The organism is Shimia aestuarii, from assembly GCF_022814865.1.
GTDB lineage: Bacteria > Pseudomonadota > Alphaproteobacteria > Rhodobacterales > Rhodobacteraceae > Shimia > Shimia aestuarii_A.
The window spans coordinates 1-16330 of record NZ_JAKVRD010000026.1 but is presented as its reverse complement, the minus strand read 5'-3'; the positions used below and the strand labels follow the sequence as shown (position 1 = coordinate 16330).

The following is a 16330-nucleotide window of genomic DNA, read 5'->3' as shown; positions in this document are numbered from 1 at the left end:
TCAACCCCGCGCGACGTGTGGCTTGTTACCGCATCTCCTGCGCCGGAGTTACGCCAAGAATACCAAGACCGGCGGAAATAACAATGGCGACAGAGCGCGCAAGCGCGATTTTGGCCTGCGATGTGGCCGCATCGCCCTCTTGGATAAAGCGCAGCGACGCATCGTCATTGCCCTTGTTCCAGAACCCGTGCAGCTCGCTCGCCAATTCATAAAGGTAGAATGCAACGCGGTGCGGCTCATTGGTGCGTCCCGCGATCTCGACAAGACGCGGCCATTCCGCAACCTTCTTGGCCACGGCGATTTCCGCCTCATGGTCGAGCTTGCCAAGGTCCGCCGCCATCAACGTGGCATCATCGGCGACAATCCCCGCCTCTTGCGCCTTGCGCAGCACCGAACAAACGCGGGCATGGGCGTATTGGACGTAGAAGACCGGGTTGTCCTTGGACTGCTCAAGCACCTTGTCAAAGTCGAAATCGAGCGGTGCATCGTTCTTGCGCGTCAGCATGACGAAACGCGTCACATCCGGACCGACCTGCTCTACCACGTCGCGCAGCGTGACGAAATTGCCGGCCCGTTTGGACATCTTGAACGGCTCGCCGTTCTTCCAAAGCTTCACAAGCTGCGTCAGCTTGATATCCAGCGGCACCTGCCCGTCTGAAAGCGCCGACACGGCGGCCTTCATACGCTTGACATAGCCGCCATGATCCGCGCCAAACACATCAATAAGAGCGTCGAACCCTCTGGAAACCTTGTCAAAATGGTAGGCGATATCCGGCGCGAAATAGGTCCAGCTTCCGTCGGATTTCTTCACCGGACGGTCCACGTCATCGCCATGATCGGTCGACCGGAATAGCGTTTGTTCGCGCGGTTCCCAATCCTCGGGCGTCTTGCCCTTCGGCGGCTCAAGCACGCCTTCATAGATAAGCCCCTTGCTCTCAAGCGCCTCAAGCGCCGCTTCGATCCGGCCCGTGCCGTAGAGGGATTTCTCCGAAAAGAACACGTCCATCTCGACGCCAAGCGCCTTCAGGTCGTCGCGGATCAGGTCCATCATCTTCTCGGTCGCGAACTCGCGCACCTCGGCAAGCCAGACATCTTCGTCCTGACCGACATAGGCATCGCCGACCTTCTCCTTGAGCGCGTCGCCGACCGGGATCAGATAATCGCCCGGATAGGTGCCGTCCTCAAAAGCCACGTCCTGCCCATGCGCCTCGAGATAGCGCAGGTAAACCGACCGCGCGAGCACATCGACCTGCGCGCCGCCATCGTTGATGTAATATTCGCGCGTCACGTCATAACCGACGAAGTCCAAAAGGCTCGCCAGCGCATCACCAAAGACCGCGCCCCGAGTGTGGCCCACATGCAGCGGTCCGGTCGGGTTGGCCGAAACATATTCGACATTGACCTTTTTGTTCTCGCCCATGGTCGAACGACCGAAATCCGCGCCGGTCTCGAGCACCGATTTCACAAGCCCCTGCCAGAGCGCGGGCGCAAGACGCAAGTTAAGGAATCCCGGCCCCGCCACCTCGGCAGAGGTCACGCGCGCGTCCGCGGCGAGCTTGCCCGCCAGAGCCTCGGCGATATCGCGCGGCTTCATCTTCGCGGGCTTGGCAAGAACCATCGCCGCGTTGGTCGCCATATCGCCATGCGCCGCATCGCGCGGCGGCTCGACCGCCACATTGGCAAAGTCCAACCCCTCGGGCAGCGTGCCCTCGGTCTGCATGGTTTCAAGCGACGCGATAACAAGCGCGCGCATCTCGGTAAAAAGGTTCATCGGAGCGGTCCTCGTGATTTGTCGCGGGTTTATCACTCCCGGCGGTCAGGTCAACCGATCACGCCTTCCCGACAAGCCTCGCATGTTCCTGAAGCGCAAAGCGATCCGTCATCCCAGAGAGGTAATCCGACACGATCCGCGCCAGCCCGGTTTCGCCCCCCGCCGCCGCGATCTCATCCTGCCAGCGATCCGGCAAAAGCTTTGGATCGGAAAGGTAGAGCGGAAAGAGGTCTTCAACCACCTGCGTCACCCGCTCGCGCATCTCAACAACGGACGGCGCACGATACATGCGCGTGAATAGGAACTTGCGGATCACCTTGAGATCCGACCAGACCTTTGGCGAGAACTGGATCACCGGCGCGCCAAGACCACGTATTTCCTCGACCGACGCCGCCCCGCTCGCCTTAAGGAGACTGCGCGAGGTGTCGATCACATCCGCCACCATGACGCCAAACACCCGCCGCAGCGCCTCATGCCGCCGCCGGATCGCCTCAAGCCCCGGATAGGTCCGATCAACCGCGTCAAACGCCGCGCCCACGATGGGCAACTCCGAAATTTCGGCCTCTGTGAAAAGCCCCGCCCGCAACCCGTCGAGAAGATCGTGGTTGTTATAAGCAATATCATCCGAAAGCGCCGCAACCTGCGCCTCGGCACTGGCATAAGTGTGCAATTCAAGGTCATGCACCGCGTTGTAATCCGCCAGCGCATAGGGAAGCACCCCCGTCACCGGCCCGTTATGCTTGGCAATCGCCTCGAGCGTCTCCCAGGTGAGGTTAAGCCCATCAAACTCTGCATAGTGCCGCTCGCGCGATGTGACGATGCGGATCGCCTGCGCGTTATGATCGAACCCGCCATAGGGCTGCATCAAGGCATCAAGCGCATCCTCGCCCGTATGCCCGAACGGCGTATGCCCAAGGTCATGTGCCAGCGCGACCGCCTCGGTCAGCTCTTGGTTCAACTCGAGCGCCCCGGCAATCGTCCTCGCCACCTGCGCAACCTCGATGGAATGGGTGAGACGGGTGCGAAAACTATCGCCTTCGTGTTCCACAAAAACTTGCGTCTTGTGCTTCAGGCGACGAAACGCGCTCGAATGGATGATCCGGTCGCGATCCCTTTGAAAACACGAGCGAAACGCGCTTTCCTCCTCGGCCACCTTGCGGCCCCGCGACAGCGCGGGATCAGAAGCATATGCGGCATGCGCCTTGGCTGGCATGGTGTCGGCCCCTTCGTCGGTCCTTGTCGCCTGTCTCATGGATTTCTATATTGCAGGCAAACGCCGTTTGAAACCGGTCAATTCCCACGCGCCCTTTCAGGAGCCTCGCCATGAACCTGCCGCCCAAAGTCACCGACCGCGCCTTTGCCCGCCTCGCCGAGATCGGCGCCGCGTCGCAGGGACAGGCCCTGCGTGTCGCCGTCGAGGGCGGAGGCTGCTCAGGATTTCAGTACGAGATCAAGCTCGACAGCCAAGCCGAGGACGACATGGTGCTCGAGGGTCAGGGCGAGAAAGTCCTCGTCGATAGCGTCTCGCTGCCGTTCCTGTCCAACGCTGTGATCGACTTCACCGAGGAACTCATCGGCGCGCGTTTCGTCATCGAGAACCCCAACGCGACAAGCTCCTGTGGCTGCGGCACAAGCTTTTCGATGTAAGAAAGGGGCGCTTTGTGAGCGCCCCTTTCACAAACAAAATCAAATGATTACCGAACACTCTTTGCGCGCCGCATAAACTGCGGTCGACGCATCCAACCGGGCATCGGCACGCCGCCGGGTTGCATCTGATCATAGACAAGGAACACCCCCGAGCCGATCACGATCGCCACCCCAAGATAGATATGCCCGCCCGGCACTTCGCCGAAGAACACCGCACCGAGGATCACCATCCAAACGAACTGCAAGTTCATCAGTGGCGTTACCGCATAGGCCGCCAGAAGCCGGAGCGCCACGACCGAGACCCACCGCGCCGCAAAGAGGAAACCCGCATACGCCCCGACCCAAGCGAGATCAGAGAGTGGCATCGGCTTGTAGACAAACGGCAGGGCCAGCGCCATTGCGAGGAATAGCGCGAGGTTCGGATAGAACACCTGCGCGATGGAATTTTTCTCATGCCCGCCGATATAGCGCGCGAGGACGAGCGAAAGCGCCCCGCAAAGACAGGCGGCCAGCGCCACCAAATGCCCCGCCGTCACCGAGGCGAGGCCACCGGGAAAGAGGCACAGCACGCCCACAAACCCCGCCGCCAGCGCCCCCCAGGCCATCGGCCGTACATGCTCGCCAAGGATCGGCCCCGAGAGCATCCCTGCGAAGAGCGGCATCAAACCAATAAAGACGAAGACTTCCGCAAACGGCAAAAGCCGGAAAGCCTGAAAAAACGCCACCGATCCGACCACAGTCAGGAGCGCGCGAAGCGCCATCGCCCGCGGGCAGGACGTGCGCAGGCTCTGCCCCTGCCCGCGTTTCATCCGCGCCGACACCCATGAGAGCGCCACAACCACCGCCCCGGAAAAGGCGAAAAGCTGTGGCGCGGCATAGCCCTTGGCGATGAATTTCGTGATCGCGTCCGCCGACGAGATCATTAGCGTATAAAGAACGACAAGCCCCGTCCCGGCGAGCGCCTCGCGGTTGATCCCCTGCATCATGCCATCCCCCGCGCGCCGCCCGCTCGGGCAAAACCTTCAAAGAACATATCGAATTTGTCGCTGGAATGTTCGGCCCAGGACAGGACCGTCTGCGCATCCTGCGAAAGCCGCTCGATCACCACGGGCCGCATCGCGGTCCAGTCGCCGCTGCGATTGTCGAGCCCATACATGCATTCCGACAACTCCCGGAGCGGCCCCGACACCCCCGAAGCGCGCCGAAACACCATGCCATCCGACGCCATCGCCTTGGCAAACCCGCGCTCTCCCTTGCACCGCATGAGCCAGTTGCACACGAGGTATTCGTGGTAATCGTCTTGCACCGAGGCCTCGTCCGGGCTGAGGACATTGAACAGATGCGTGTGCCGCACGAGCCACGCCTCCCAGACCTCCGGCACCTCGAAGCCGCCAAAGCGCAACGCGAGACAGATCTCGGCAAGCAGGTCGGCGTTCTGCTCGAGAAAGGCCAGAAGCCCCGCGAATTCAAGCGACAACCGCGTCGCCTCGTCGAGCTGCGGGTCGCGGCGACCATATTCCGACAGGTAGAACACCGCGTGTGTCAACTCATACGCCGCCTTCTTGTTCGGCATCGAAAAACTCGCCGAGCGCCCGATGAACCCGCGCACCCGCTCCTCGAGCCCCCCATCGCCGGGAAGCGGGTCAACCCCGCGCCGCGCCATCAAGCGCCGCGCTTCCAACCGTTGCAGGTCCGAGAGCTCGGCATGGGCAAAACCCTCTTCTGCGACCCACGCGACAAGCGCGGCCCCCTTGTCCCCCGCCATCCCGAGATCCTCAAGATCAAGGCAGATCGACAACAGGAACCGATAGTACTGCGGAAAAAACCGAAGCCGTTTCTCCACCCCGTCATAGAACCCCCGGTAGGATTCGAGATCGGCCTCATCCAACGCGCTATTCGTACATTCGAGGATATTGAGAAGCTCCGCGTTTTCCTTGAGCCAGAACACATCATCGCCATGGCGGCGATGCGCGGCAAAGCTCTGCATCATTGCCGCATGGCGTTCGGCTTCGGGCCGCACGGGTGCTGGATGGGTAAAGGCAAGGACATTGGTCACGGCGAACTCCCCCGAAAAGATAGGCCGGGGCGCGCCAGCTGCGCCCCGGTCAAAGGTCTCTTAGAGGCCCGATGTGAAAAGCTCGGCACCTTCGCCCGCGTCGGCCTTCGCCACACCCTGCGGCGCGAGCCCCGAGGTGAACATCTGCACGAGGCCGGAGGTGTACATCTCGACACCCTCACCTGTGCTTGCCTCGGCCTGACCGATCGGACCAAGCCCGGACGTGAACATCTGCACAAGACCCGAGGTGAACATCTCAGCCCCGTCGCCCGCCATCGCATCGCGGGCCGCTTCCGGTGCAAGACCCGAGGTGAACATCTGGACAAGACCCGAGGTAAACAGCTCGGCGCCCTCTCCGGCCATCGCGTCGCGGTGCGCCTCGGGCGACAGCCCCGACGTGAACATTTCGGTGGCCACGCCATCATGCAGGCTGGCCTCCGACGGGGGGGCCGCACGGTGCGTTTTCGTTTCGTTAACCAGTTCGACAGACTTTTCAGCGAGCATTTCTAGGATCCCTCCAGTTGAAGTTTGAGCAGGGCAACGCTTGCACGCAAAACGGGTTCCTCCAAACGAAATTTCTCGCTATTCGGGTTTCTGCGCAAAGAAATACCGTAAAGGTTGTCCTTCAAATGCCTGAGATTTATAGGATTTTTGAGATTGGCAAGTTCGCCATATTTCTGACAAGCTTTTGCCTTGTTTTTGCCCTATTTCGCAGGACTCGCCCCTAGGTTGCGCCACGACACCCCCTCAATGCACCCGAATCCCTCCGTTCCGACCAGACCGATTCCCCGCCCCGCGCCACCTGTCAGATCTCATCTGCAAAGCGCCCGCACCGCTTGCATGCCCCCCGCGCATGGAGGATACAGGGGGCAGGCACCGACGGAAGGGAACAGGCCATGAAGATCGCGAGCTTCAACATCAACGGCATCAAGGCCCGCGCTCTGGCGCTACCGCAATGGCTCGACGAGGCCGCACCGGATGTGGTGGTCCTGCAAGAGATCAAATCCATCGACGAAAACTTCCCCCGCGAAATCTTTGAAGAGCACGGTTACCGTGTCGAGACCCATGGCCAAAAAAGCTTCAACGGCGTTGCGATCCTGTCGAAACTTCCCCTCGAGGACGTGACACGCGGGCTTCCCGGCGACGATGCCGATGAACAGGCGCGCTGGATCGAGGCGACCGTGATGGGAGACGTGCCGGTGCGCGTCTGCGGCCTCTACCTGCCCAATGGCAACCCGGTCGAGATCGAAGACGGCGCGCCGAAACCGGGTGGCAAATACGCCTATAAACTCGCTTGGATGCGCCGTATGAAGGCCCGCGCCGAAGCGCTTCTTGCGCTCGAGGAACCCTTCCTCATGGCGGGCGACTATAACATCATCCCGCAGGACGAAGACGCCAAACGCCCCGAGGTCTGGCAGGAAGACGCCCTCGCCCGCCCCGAAAGCCGCGCCGCCTATCGCGAGATCCTCAACCTCGGTTTTACCGAGGCCTTCCGCGCCCGCACGCTCGGCCCCGGCCACTATTCCTTCTGGGACTATCAGGCGGGCGCATGGAACCGCGACGATGGCATCCGCATCGACCACTTCCTGCTAAGCCCGCATTGCGCCGATCTCCTGCGCGATTGCCAGATCGACAAAGAGGTGCGCGGTCGCGAGAAGCCCTCGGACCATGTGCCGATCTGGGTCGAACTGGCGGCCTAAGGGGTCTTACTCAATACCGACGCTCATCGGTGCAAGCTCCAGCACGCCCAGCGCATCCAGCCCCCCGAGAACGGCATCAACCGCGATGGTGGCCAAGATGATCCCCATCACGCGGCTTATGACGCTCGCCCCGGTGTTGCCGATCAACCGATGAATCGCGCTCGCTAAAAGCAAAACACCAAGCGTCAGCAAGAGCACCAGCCCCAAGAGGCCCGCCGTCGTGGCTTGATCTGCAAGCGGTTCTGTATGGTTATTCGTGAGCACAACAATCGCGAGCATCGCACCCGGAGACGCAATCGACGGCATGGCAAGCGGGAAGACCGCGCCAGACAGGTGATCTTTCCCGGCCTCTTCGATCTCGCGCGCAGGTTTGGACTCGCCAAAAACCATAATCATCGCGAACAGGAAAAGCACGACCCCGCCCGCAACCTGAAATGACCCGAGCCGCAATCCAAGCGTCTCGAGAAGCACCTGCCCGCCAACCAGAAACGCAAAAAGCACAAGGCTGGCGATCGCAACCGCTCTGATTGCAAAGAGCCGGTGTAGATGCTTCGGCACGCTCTGCACGGCGAAGAGAAACACCGGAATCGTCCCAATCGGATCAATCACAACCAATAGCGTCACGAATTCACGTGTGAGTGACGTCCAATCCATCAAGCACCTGCCCTATCCTCCGCCGCCCCCTGTGGCATGCGGCCTGTTCGCCGCTCCAACATAGGGCGAGAGACGAACGGATGAAACCAATTGTCCAGCACGTCAATCTACGCGCTTACCCCTTCGTCACATCGTGGCGATAGGTCCAGTCGAACAACCGCCCTCCGGGTCGAACTGCGGCCTAGAGCGTTTTGCGCATGGCATAGCGCGTGAGCGTGGCACCGTTGCGCGCAATCTCTTCTTTCTCAACGATCTCAAAACCGTGCCGCGCAAAGAACGGCTGCGCCGCGAAACTCGCGTTGGTGGTCAGTTCCGCAATCGCCTGCGCACGCGCCTCTCTCTCCACCTCTGCAAATAGGGCCGCGCCGATCCCTTTGCGGGCGGCGTCCGGATGAACGAACGCGAAATCTATATACCCTGCCTGATCGAGCGTCATGAACCCAAGCGGGCCGCTCTCATCCTCCGCAAAGCAGCCCTCAACCTCAAGGAACACGGATCGCCATGTGTCGAGATTGACCGCCTCTCCGCCCCAGGCACGGCGCTGTTCGGGCGTATAGAGGTTGCGGGTGCCCTCATGCACCGCGGCAAAGAAAATCCGCGCCGCGGCTTCATAGTCCGCCGCCGTGAGGGACCGTATCGACACCATACCCTACCCCTTCGTCACATCGTGACGATAGATCCAGTCGAATTGCTGCATGAGCTTTTTTGGCGCGAGCGTGGACAGCGCGCGCAAGCCCAGATGCGCCCCGAACCGTAGCGGCGGGAAGGCGAGGTGATATTTCCACGCATTGCCATTGGCCGCCTCGATCACCTTACGCACCCGCGCCTCGCGCCGAGTCTGATAGGCGGCAAGCCCCGCCTCAACGCTCTCCGCCCCGTCAAGCGCATGCGCCAGAACCCAGGCATCTTCCATCGCCATCACCGCGCCTTGCGCCATGAACGGCAGCGTCGGGTGTGCCGCATCGCCAAGGATCGCCGCCCGTCCCTTGTGCCAGACAGGCGCGACCGGATGGCGGAACAGCCCCCAGAACCCCACGCGCTCCACCGCGTCGAGCATCTGTTTCGCTTCGCCACCATAACCCGCAAAGGCCCTGCGCAGGTTGGCGGGGTCATCCTCATGCATCCAGCCCTCTTCGGCCCAGCCCGTGCGCTCCTGCACGGCAACGATGTTGATGATCTCGCCGCCCCGGAGCGGATAGCTCACCATGTGCTGACGCGGCCCCATATGGACGCGCGACACATTGGGATGACCGATCACGTTCGGGATCGTCGCCCGCCATGCGGTCTGGCGCGTGAAGAAGGGCGCCTGCACGCCGTTGAGCGTCTGACGCAGCTTCGAATGTAGCCCGTCAGCCCCGATCAGGAGCTTGGCCTTCACCACGTCGCCATTGCCCATATGCAGAACCGGCCCATCATCAAGCGCCACGCGCTCCACCTTCTGCAAAAGCCGGATACGCACCCCAGCCGCCCGCGCGGTCTCGGCCAGAAGATCGATGAGATCCGAGCGATGGACAAAGAAATACGGCTGATCCTGCGGCAAGAGCCCAAGATCGAGACGCGCCACAAGTCCCCCCGCGCGATAGTCGCGCAGTTCCACCGCCTCGCCCTGCACGGCGATACCCCGGAATGCCTCCCCAAGACCAAGTGCCTTGAGAACCGCGAACCCGTTCGGGCTGACCTGAATACCAGCCCCCACCTCGGTGATCGCCTCGGCCTGCTCAAGCACCGTCACCTGCGCGCCGCGCTGGCGCAGCGCAATCGCCGCCGTAAGGCCGCCAATCCCGGCACCGGCGACCGTGATCTTCTGTCCGTCTAAACCCATTCCCATCTCCTGCACCGCCCCATGGACGGAAAAAGCGCCGGGCTTTCACCCCCGGCGCCTCTGTCATCTTCCCAAGCTCATGCCGCGTCAGTCGTCGCGGTGAACTTTTTCGCGGCGCTCGTGACGCTCTTGCGCCTCAAGGCTCATGGTCGCGATCGGACGGGCGTCGAGGCGCTTGAGCGAAATCGGCTCGCCGGTCACTTCGCAATATCCGTATTCGCCTTCATCAATCCGGCGCAGCGCCGAGTCGATCTTGGCAACGAGTTTGCGCTGGCGGTCCCGCGTGCGCAGCTCGAGCGCGCGGTCTGTTTCTTCGCTGGCACGGTCCGCAATATCCGGGATATTGCGCGTGCTGTCCTTCATGCCCTCGATGGTATCGCGGCTGTCTTCCAGAAGTTCGCTCCGCCAGTTGATGAGTTTGCGGCGGAAATATTCGACCTGTCGTTCATTCATGAACGGTTCGTCTTCTGCCGGACGGTAATCGTCTGGCAGGAAAGATTCAGCTTTCATGGTTGCTCCCTCGTCGTGGCTAACGTCCGTCACAATCATTTCTTCAGACATCAGGCACTCCCTTCACTCTGCGCAAGCCAATAGCCCAGAGCTGTGCGAATGTCACTAGCCAAAGCGCGTATTTCCCAAGATCAAACTGTTCACGTTTTCATGTGGAAAAACATGCATCTGTTGCAGACGTTCTGGATTGCATTCGCCAATACCGGAGCACTCCGTGGATTGTTCCTTCCCGCGCAACAATCTTGATCGGTGCAAATGGTCTGATTGCTCAAACAAGTCGCGCGTCTAACAACACGGCTGGTTGACTGCTTCCGACGCAGCGGCGGGGATTGCCAAAGCGGCGTCACCGCTTTACCCAAATGCCGGACATATGAATGACGCGCAGATGCAGGCAGGAAGGACGCCCCATGACCCATCGTTTTGAAGGCACGAGCACCTATGTGGCCACCGACGATCTTACCATCGCCGTGAACGCCGCGGTGGCGCTGGAGCGCCCGCTTCTCGTCAAGGGCGAGCCCGGCACCGGCAAGACAGAGCTTGCCAAGCAGGTGGCAGAGGGGCTTGGCCTGCGGATGATCGAATGGAACATCAAATCGACCACCAAGGCGCAACAAGGCCTTTACGAGTATGACGCGGTCTCGCGCCTGCGCGATAGCCAACTCGGCGAAGAGCGCGTTCATGACGTGAAGAACTACATCAAGAAAGGCAAACTCTGGGAGGCCTTTGAGGCCGACGAGAAAGTCGTTCTGCTGATCGACGAGATCGACAAGGCCGATATCGAGTTCCCCAACGACCTCCTGCAGGAACTCGACAAGATGGAGTTCCACGTCTACGAGACCGGCGAGACGATCAAGGCCAAGCAACGCCCGATCATGATCATCACGTCGAACAACGAAAAAGAACTCCCCGACGCCTTCCTGCGCCGCTGTTTCTTCCACTATATCCGCTTCCCCGACACCGAGACGATGCAACAGATCGTCGAAGTGCATCATCCGGGCATCAAATCCTCGCTCCTGACCACGGCCCTGACCCAGTTCTACGAAATTCGGGAAACCCCCGGTCTGAAGAAAAAGCCGTCGACCTCCGAAGTGCTCGACTGGCTGAAACTCCTGCTCGCCGAAGATCTCGACGCCGAGGACATCAAACGCGACGGCGTGGATGCCCTGCCCAAACTGCATGGCGCCTTGCTGAAGAACGAACAGGACGTGCACCTCTTTGAACGCCTCGCCTTCATGGCCCGCTCACGCCGCTAAGCACTGGATTTAACGCGTAAAAGAGCCATAATATCGCCCTAAAGCCTGCCTAGGGTTTGCAGAGATTTTTGTTGGAGCCGCGTATGTCGCACGCCTCTCAGGTTACGATTCGTCCCCTCACTGCTGCGGATGAAGCAGATTGGCGCCGTCTTTGGACGGGCTATCTCGCCTACTACGAGACCACAGTGCCCGAAGAGGTGTATCAAAGCACCTTCGCGCGCCTGCTCGGGGACGATCCGCGCGATTTCTCCTGTTTTGTCGCAGAAGACGGCGACGGACGGCTCGTCGGCCTGACCCACTATCTGTTTCACCGGCATGGCTGGAAGATCGAGGACGTCTGCTATCTGCAAGACCTCTTCACCGATGAGGCCGCCCGCGGCAAGGGCGTCGCTCGGGCGCTGATCGAGGCGGTTTACGCCGCTGCGGATGCGGCCGGGGCGCCTTCGGTCTACTGGCTCACGCAGGATTTCAACGCCACGGCGCGCAAGCTCTATGACCGGATCGGTGTGCTGACCCCGTTCATCAAGTATCAGCGACCATAGACCCAGATGAAGCGCGCCCTTCTCCCCTTCCTCTTTGTGCTCGGGGCCTGTGTCGCCACGACACGGGACGACGCGCCAACCCGCGCTGCTGTCTCTGATAGCACCTTGCCGCCAATGAAGATTTTCGCGGTGCCGCAACCGGTCGGCCCGACGCGCTCTAATCGCGACATGGCCCGCGACTTCCTCGATCTTGCCTTCACCATGGAAAGCGGTCGCACCCTGTCCGCCATGACCCGCTTTGAGGAACCGATCACCGTGCGCGTGACCGGCGCCGCCCCGGTGAGCCTTGCCCCAGACCTCAAACGCCTGCTCTCCCGTCTGCGCCGCGAGGCCGGAATCGACATTCGCCAGACCGGCGACAGCGCGGCCTCCATCACCATCGAGGCCGTCTCGCGCGATCGCATCCGCAAGAGCCTGCCGCAGGCCGCCTGTTTCGTTGCCCCCAATGTCTCGAGCTTGGCCGAGTATCACCGCGCCCGACGCGGCGCCACGACCGATTGGGGTCTCCTGACGCGTCGCGACAAGCTCGCCATCTTCGTGCCGAGCGATTCCAGCCCACAAGACCTGCGCGATTGCCTGCACGAGGAACTGGCTCAGGCGCTCGGCCCGCTCAACGATCTCTACCGCCTGCCCGACAGCGTCTTTAACGACGACAACGCCCATGCGGTCCTGACCGGGTTCGACATGCTCATCCTGCGGGCCTATTACGACCCGGCGCTCGCCAATGGCATGGACCGCCGCGACGTCGCGCGCCGCCTGCCTGCGATCTTTGCCCGCATCAACCCCGCGGGGGATCGGGTCTCGCCAGAAACCCTCGCCGAAACACCGCGCGCCTGGATCGACGCCATCCAGACCGCCCTCGGCCCCGGCGCGGGACCGGGCGAACGCCGTCGCTCTGCCGCCACGGCCCTGCGCATCGCCCAGCGCGCCGGCTGGAGCGACCATCGCCTTGGCTTTAGCCACTATGCCTATGGCCGCCTCATGCAATCCTACGACGCCGACGAGGCGCATAAGCATTTCCTCCTCGCCGACCGCGCCCTGCGCCTTGCCGGAGGCCCGGAGTCTCCGCATCGGCTCTATGTCGCGACCCAACTCGCCGCCCATGCCGTCTCGGCCGGACGTGGCAAAGAGGCCCTGAGCCGTGTGACGCCGCTCCTGCCCGTCGCCGCCAAGCTCGAGAACGCCACACTCCTGTCCACGCTGATGCTGCTGCGCGCCGAGGCGCTCGAGCTTGAGGGCCGCACCGCCGAGGCCGAACAGGTCCGTCTGGACAGTCTCGGTTGGGCGCGATACGGGTTTGGTTCGGACTGGGCCGTGCGCGCGAAACTGCGTGAAATCGCGGCTCTTAGCCCGCTGAAAGGGAGATACTGAGCCACATGTTCGTTCTGCTTGGGGTGCTACTCGGCGCCATCATCGGTGCCACGATCGCCAAACGTCGCAAGGGCAAACCCCTCGACATCCTGCAATATGCCGTGATTTATGCGATGATCTTTGCCATCATCGGCCTGTTCCTCACCATAGCCGCGCATAGGTTGGCGCTCTGATCCCATGTTTCTGCCCTTCTTCGACAATCTCCGATCCGGCGGTGTGCCGGTCTCCCTTCGGGAGTATCTGAGCTTTCTCGAAGGGGTGAAATCCGGGCTGACCACCTACGACATCGACGCCTTCTACTACCTCGCCCGCGCCACCATGGTGAAGGACGAGCGCAACCTCGACAAGTTCGACCGCGCCTTCGCGGCGACCTTCTCGGGGCTCGAAGGCATCTCCATGCAGGACATGCTGAACGCGGTCGACATCCCCGAAGAGTGGCTGCGCAAGATGGCCGAAAAGCATCTCAGCCCCGAGGAAATGGCCGAGATTGACGCGCTGGGCGGCTTTGACAAGCTGATGGAGACGCTCAAAGAGCGGCTGAAGGAACAGGAAGGCCGCCACCAAGGCGGCAACAAATGGATCGGCACCGCCGGAACCTCGCCCTTCGGTGCCTATGGCTACAACCCCGAAGGCGTCCGCATCGGCCAGAAGGAAAGCCGCCACAAGCGCGCGGTGAAGGTCTGGGACAAACGCGAATTCAAGAACCTCGACGACAGCGTCGAGCTTGGCACCCGCAACATCAAGGTCGCCCTCAAGCGCCTGCGCCGCTGGGCCCGTGACGGCGCACAGGAAGAGCTTGACCTCGACGGCACCATCCGCGCCACCGCCGAACATGGCTATCTCGACGTCAAGACACGCCCCGAGCGACGCAACGCCGTCAAGGTGCTCTTGTTCCTCGACGTCGGCGGCTCCATGGACCCGCATATCCGCGTCGTCGAAGAGCTGTTCTCCGCCGCCCGCGCCGAGTTCAAGCATCTCGAATATTTCTACTTCCATAACTGCCTCTACGAAGGCGTATGGCGCGACAATCGCCGCCGGTGGCAGGAACAGACCCCGACCCACGAAATCATGCGCACCTATGGTGCCGACTATAAATGCATCTTCGTCGGCGACGCCTCCATGTCGCCCTACGAGATCGCCTATCCGGGCGGGGCCAACGAACATTGGAACGCCGAAGCCGGTCAGGTCTGGCTCGAGCGCGCCCGCGAGACATGGACCTCCAACCTCTGGATCAATCCGGTGCCTGAGAAATACTGGGACCACACCCATTCCATCTCCATGATCCGCGAGATCTTTGAGGACCGCATGGTGCCGATGACATTGCAGGGGCTGGAACAGGGCATGAAAGACCTCGTCCGCTAACCCCACGCCCCTTTCGGTCAGCACCCTTGCAAAGCAGGACGCTTATCAAAGACCATTCGCGGGACACGGACGCAAAGCGCTGCATTCTCCGGCAGGCACAGGTTAGCTATGCGGGACAGAGCGGACGGTGAAATTTGAAATGCTGACGGCAGCTTCGCAGACCACCGGGGATGAATTTCATTTGTTTGTGTAATGAATTGGCGTCAGAAGAACTCTACTGTGCACTCACTAAGTGGGAACTCCAATTGCCGATCCACAACAAGCATTTCCCCATCTAATTTAGCAAGCGCGACCCTGAGTTTTTCCGCTCCTAACTCAATGTCCTTTCGCCACCCTTCAACATCCCCATGGATTGTGAGGGCGTAAAAGACAGTGCCGTTGGGCGCTTCGATAGAACACCCATACTCCGACACTCCGCCACTCTTGGCGTTCGGCGGATTGGTTTCATTCGTCAGTTTTCGAAAGGTGTTTCTTGGCTCTCGTGTGTCTTGGACTTCAAAGAAGATGGTTTCACACCCGCTTCTGTCTCTCAAACCCTCGATGCCAAATTCAGCGACGCTCTGGATTTTCGCGCCAAGGATTTTTTCCATGATGCTCTTCATTTTTGCTCTGTCGCCACCGATTTCGGTTTCTACTAAATGCCGCATAACAGACTTTCGTAGGAAACACAGCGCCCTTCACTCTGGCCCCCGCCCCCGCTCTACCTCCATGAAAGTCAGAGCGCCCTTTGATCCTTATACTCGCCTTCACAAAAGCGATCTCACCTTAAAATCACCGATCACGCTCCAAAACCGGCGCCACAAGCCCCGCGATCCGTGCCGAGCCTTTTTGCGAGGGGTGCGTGCGGTCGAAGGCAAAGAGCGACAGATCATCGGGAGAGAACACGTCATCCATGTCCACCAATGTCACGCCCTCGTCGGTCGCGGCCATCCGTAAGAGCCGCTCCTCAAGCGCCTGATACGGGGCCTCGCATGTGGTCCCGGCGAAACGCGGCGCCGTGTAGTAATCCGCCCAGATCACCTGCGAACCGCGCCCGCGAAGATCGGCCACCAAGGCAGGGATCGCACCCCGCATCCCGTCATCCGAGATCAGCCGATCGAGCACCGGCCCACAATCGGAACAGTCGCAATTCCGGCTCAGGTCATTCGCGCCGCCATTGAGGACAACCCACTCGGCCTGCACACCGTCAAGCTGGGTCGGGATGTTCAAGCCGCCGACCCCGCCCGCGATCTGGGCAAAGGAAAGCGACACATCGCCCACGGGTTCGCCCAAGCGGTCCTGCAACACATCCGCCACAGAGCCGCCGGTCATGCTGTTCCATGCCATGACGGAATCCCCCGCAACGACGACGCGCGCGTCCTGCGATGCGGTGCGCCCGCAGGCCGCGAGCAAACATAAGGCTAAGACTGTCCATCGGATCATGAAGAAAGACCTAGCGCGCACGATTGCGCGATCAAGCCGCCTTCGAAATCCGCACCACCGCAATACAGACGCAATACCGACGTGATACCGACGTGTGATCCTCCCCCACTGAAGTGGTCCTCCGCTATGTTTAGGAAAACGGAGGAAACACATGGCCAACAAGCGACCGAAGCCGGAAGAGATTGTCACGAAGTTAAGGCAGGTTGAGGTTCTGACGGGG

The 16330-nt window shown here is 61.2% G+C and carries 18 protein-coding genes; 7 read left to right on the top strand and 11 right to left on the bottom strand.

Annotated elements, in window-relative coordinates:
* Window positions 1–25 precede the first annotated feature (25 nt).
* A complete protein-coding gene (gene argS, locus MK745_RS17910) occupies window positions 26–1771 on the bottom strand; it encodes an arginine--tRNA ligase (protein WP_243614568.1) in 1746 nt (581 codons plus the stop codon).
* 58 nt (window positions 1772–1829) lie between these two features.
* On the bottom strand, window positions 1830–3023 hold the full coding sequence (locus MK745_RS17905; RefSeq protein WP_431978987.1) for a deoxyguanosinetriphosphate triphosphohydrolase: 1194 nt from the start codon (window positions 3021–3023) through the stop codon (window positions 1830–1832).
* Between the two features lie 71 nt (window positions 3024–3094).
* Between MK745_RS17905 and MK745_RS17900 the strand changes: the two genes are divergently transcribed.
* Window positions 3095–3418: a HesB/IscA family protein gene (locus MK745_RS17900; RefSeq protein WP_243614567.1), complete on the top strand. Its 324-nt coding sequence runs from the start codon at window positions 3095–3097 to the stop codon at window positions 3416–3418.
* A 47-nt stretch (window positions 3419–3465) separates the two neighbouring features.
* Here the strand turns inward: MK745_RS17900 and MK745_RS17895 are convergent, their stop codons facing one another.
* The 3 genes from MK745_RS17895 to MK745_RS17885 are packed head-to-tail and all read right to left on the bottom strand — an operon-like array spanning window position 3466 to window position 5978.
* Window positions 3466–4404 carry a DMT family transporter gene (locus MK745_RS17895; RefSeq protein ID WP_431978986.1) on the bottom strand — a complete coding sequence of 313 codons (939 nt, stop codon included), beginning with the start codon at window positions 4402–4404 and terminating at the stop codon, window positions 3466–3468.
* Complete coding sequence (locus MK745_RS17890) at window positions 4401–5474, bottom strand: DUF6902 family protein (protein WP_243614566.1); 1074 nt, start codon at window positions 5472–5474, stop codon at window positions 4401–4403. The genes MK745_RS17895 and MK745_RS17890 overlap by 4 nt, the downstream gene beginning before the upstream one ends.
* Before the next feature lie 60 nt (window positions 5475–5534).
* On the bottom strand, window positions 5535–5978 hold the full coding sequence (locus MK745_RS17885; RefSeq protein WP_243614565.1) for a DUF6749 family protein: 444 nt from the start codon (window positions 5976–5978) through the stop codon (window positions 5535–5537).
* A 392-nt stretch (window positions 5979–6370) separates the two neighbouring features.
* Here MK745_RS17885 and xth point away from each other — a divergent pair, with 392 nt between their 5' ends.
* On the top strand, window positions 6371–7174 hold the full coding sequence (gene xth / locus MK745_RS17880; protein ID WP_243614564.1) for an exodeoxyribonuclease III: 804 nt from the start codon (window positions 6371–6373) through the stop codon (window positions 7172–7174).
* Window positions 7175–7180: 6 nt separating this feature from the next.
* On the opposite strand, the gene MK745_RS17875 is transcribed toward xth, so the two are convergent.
* The 4 genes from MK745_RS17875 to dksA all read right to left on the bottom strand — a co-directional run bounded on the left by MK745_RS17875 (window position 7181) and on the right by dksA (window position 10160).
* Window positions 7181–7828 carry a MarC family protein gene (locus tag MK745_RS17875; RefSeq protein ID WP_243614563.1) on the bottom strand — a complete coding sequence of 216 codons (648 nt, stop codon included), beginning with the start codon at window positions 7826–7828 and terminating at the stop codon, window positions 7181–7183.
* A gap of 181 nt (window positions 7829–8009) precedes the next feature.
* Window positions 8010–8474: a GNAT family N-acetyltransferase gene (locus MK745_RS17870; protein WP_243614562.1), complete on the bottom strand. Its 465-nt coding sequence runs from the start codon at window positions 8472–8474 to the stop codon at window positions 8010–8012.
* A gap of 3 nt (window positions 8475–8477) precedes the next feature.
* Window positions 8478–9650, bottom strand: a complete 1173-nt coding sequence (locus MK745_RS17865; RefSeq protein ID WP_243614561.1) for an FAD-dependent monooxygenase — start codon at window positions 9648–9650, stop codon at window positions 8478–8480.
* Window positions 9651–9737: 87 nt separating this feature from the next.
* The gene (gene dksA, locus MK745_RS17860) at window positions 9738–10160 is read right to left on the bottom strand and encodes an RNA polymerase-binding protein DksA (RefSeq protein ID WP_243614593.1); all 423 of its coding nucleotides are present in this window, start codon (window positions 10158–10160) and stop codon (window positions 9738–9740) included.
* 407 nt (window positions 10161–10567) lie between these two features.
* Between dksA and MK745_RS17855 the strand changes: the two genes are divergently transcribed.
* The 5 genes from MK745_RS17855 (at window position 10568) to MK745_RS17835 (ending at window position 14688) form a co-directional block, all read left to right on the top strand.
* Window positions 10568–11413 (top strand): AAA family ATPase, encoded by an 846-nt coding sequence (locus MK745_RS17855; RefSeq protein WP_243614560.1) that lies wholly within the window; start codon window positions 10568–10570, stop codon window positions 11411–11413.
* A gap of 83 nt (window positions 11414–11496) precedes the next feature.
* Window positions 11497–11955 (top strand): GNAT family N-acetyltransferase, encoded by a 459-nt coding sequence (locus MK745_RS17850; RefSeq protein ID WP_243614559.1) that lies wholly within the window; start codon window positions 11497–11499, stop codon window positions 11953–11955.
* 6 nt (window positions 11956–11961) lie between these two features.
* On the top strand, window positions 11962–13326 hold the full coding sequence (locus MK745_RS17845) for a DUF2927 domain-containing protein (protein WP_243614558.1): 1365 nt from the start codon (window positions 11962–11964) through the stop codon (window positions 13324–13326).
* 5 nt (window positions 13327–13331) lie between these two features.
* A complete protein-coding gene (locus MK745_RS17840; RefSeq protein ID WP_243614557.1) occupies window positions 13332–13499 on the top strand; it encodes a hypothetical protein in 168 nt (55 codons plus the stop codon).
* Window positions 13500–13503: 4 nt separating this feature from the next.
* Window positions 13504–14688 carry a vWA domain-containing protein gene (locus MK745_RS17835; protein ID WP_243614556.1) on the top strand — a complete coding sequence of 395 codons (1185 nt, stop codon included), beginning with the start codon at window positions 13504–13506 and terminating at the stop codon, window positions 14686–14688.
* Between the two features lie 203 nt (window positions 14689–14891).
* On the opposite strand, the gene MK745_RS17830 is transcribed toward MK745_RS17835, so the two are convergent.
* Both MK745_RS17830 and MK745_RS17825 read right to left on the bottom strand, forming a co-directional pair.
* Window positions 14892–15278 carry a hypothetical protein gene (locus MK745_RS17830; RefSeq protein WP_243614555.1) on the bottom strand — a complete coding sequence of 129 codons (387 nt, stop codon included), beginning with the start codon at window positions 15276–15278 and terminating at the stop codon, window positions 14892–14894.
* Between the two features lie 181 nt (window positions 15279–15459).
* Window positions 15460–16110, bottom strand: coding sequence for an SGNH/GDSL hydrolase family protein (locus MK745_RS17825; protein WP_243614554.1), 651 nt, complete (start codon window positions 16108–16110; stop codon window positions 15460–15462).
* Between the last annotated feature and the right edge of the window lie 220 nt (window positions 16111–16330).